This is a genomic window from Halolamina salina (assembly GCF_042678005.1).
Classification (GTDB): Archaea; Halobacteriota; Halobacteria; order Halobacteriales; family Haloferacaceae; genus Halolamina; species Halolamina salina.
In genome coordinates, this window is record NZ_JBHUDH010000191.1 from 1 (window position 1) to 1,942 (window position 1,942).

The following is a 1,942-nucleotide window of genomic DNA, read 5'->3' on the forward strand; positions in this document are numbered from 1 at the left end:
ATTGTCATCATGTCTCTCGAACATTCTGTAGAAGCTGCCGAGTAGTTCAAGTTCGACACCGTGTACCGGCGAATAAGTCAGTGTGCCTGCTACAGCCTCGTCAGGGACAAGTTCGTCCTCTTCATCCATTTCCTCCAACCACCACTTGCCCCCGACGTCGATACTGTCCATATTATCTTCTTCTGAGGATGGTTCTAAAAACCCCGTGGAGAAATACCAGAAACCACGAATCCAGATTTTCGGTGAAAAGGCCTTACTGATCGGACTTAGCTGAGATCAGGTATTAGTGATCATACTCCTCAAGGGTTTCAACCTCGATATCGTCCAGTCCTAAGGCGTCCTCCAGGCGATCAAGAGAGACCTACGTGGTCACGGTGTCGTCGCTGACATGGACCTCGTCCCGCATCAAGCTCTTGACAACGGCCAGTTTCTCTACAGTGGCGCCAGGCCCTGTAGCGGTTGAAGTCATCTCTTGAGGCTTTTGTGAAAGACATCGTTGGTGAGTCAGAGGACGATTCGACAATTTTCCAAAGAGCGTACTTGTAACTCAGAAATACGGAACAGTCGGTCGAGATATTGATTTGGCGACTGAGAGCAAGGTATAGAGATGTTTTACTCTCTCGGAATGTGGGGTAAGCGTTTTTGAATGACGACATTCACGCTATCATGTCCGTCGGTTGGAGTCAACTCCACCACTTCATAGGTTTCCTCGTCGTAATCCAGTAGTCGAAGCAAATAGTGCGTGCGAGGATAACATTTCGATTCCTTACCTTCTGAATCGCGGAACAAGATGTGAAACGGTTTTCCAGTACCATCGGGATTCCTGTCTACATCGTAGTCGAAATCGACTGTTATAGCCCTATGGCTCTCCTCAAAGAGTCCTCGGTTATTGAGAAAGAACTCATAGGACCACGCGTCGATCTCGAACAAGGCGACTAAGAACCAGTCCAACGGTACCAAGTGGTGAAATCGATCAATGCCGAACTGAGTTTGTTCAGTCTCAACAGGTTCGGTGTAGTGATGCTCCGTCGTGAACGGTGCGATCGTATCAGGTGGGCCCATAATCAAGCGGATGTACCCCTGCTAAATCAGCGTTGAGAAGGATCTCATCATCAGCTTGAAAATGTAACTGTACCACGGTATGGAGGTGTGGAACGCTCTCGTGTACCTGACTCCTGATCCAGGATCATGGTACTAGAGCAAAGTTCTGTGTCGTGGTACAGGATCTTGGTACACTATTCTAGTACTGATCCAAGTACCACGACTTCGTCATAGTTACACGGTACACTACCTTGTTCCTGTTCCGCAGTACCGTTATTCACTGGTATTACACACTATTGCAAGCATAGAACTTCAGGAGGAGTTTCTCTGCCCACACTTAGGGCAGGGATCCGCACAACACGGCTAGTTCCGATAATAAGTCACAGTGGTACCGACCCGAGCATCATTCACATCGTGATCCAATGTCGAATACATTAACAATCATAGATCTAATTAGTAATTATGTCTGACATCGTCACGTATGATCCGGAAGATAGAATTGTTTACTTTACAGGAAAAGACGAACCGAAGGAAATTCATCGAGATGTCTCTTCAGCCGAATTCAAGGAGATAGAGAAAATCGAATCATACTCCCATGAGTGTATGGCTACTGCCGATCGGCTTCTCCATATACTTGGAAGAGGTGCTATATTCGGCCCCAAAGCGCGAGAAGACCTGCAACTGTTGAAAGAGGACGTGATCGAACTCTATTCAGAATTTCCGTCGTATAAGTCCCTGGTTGAGGAATCGGAGTATGCGCGAGTACGCGGATATGATGGCGTCATCTACAAGGTCAAACGGCCGCTGGAAAACGTCTTCGAGTGCATCGGGATTGTCGCGGATCTGATAACCAACGGTCAGCTGATAAAACGATATTATCTCGACGGGCACGATCCGTACC

Annotated in this window: 2 protein-coding genes; one reads left to right on the forward strand and one right to left on the reverse strand. The window is 47.6% G+C overall.

Features of this window, described 5'->3' with window-relative positions; genetic code table 11:
• Positions 1 to 612 precede the first annotated feature (612 nt).
• Positions 613 to 1,062, reverse strand: a complete 450-nt coding sequence (locus ACFR9S_RS14040; protein ID WP_049990620.1) for a hypothetical protein — start codon at positions 1,060 to 1,062, stop codon at positions 613 to 615.
• A gap of 441 nt (positions 1,063 to 1,503) precedes the next feature.
• Between ACFR9S_RS14040 and ACFR9S_RS14045 the strand changes: the two genes are divergently transcribed.
• Positions 1,504 to 1,942 (forward strand): hypothetical protein (locus ACFR9S_RS14045; RefSeq protein ID WP_379818908.1); only part of this gene is annotated, 439 nt, incomplete at its 3' end.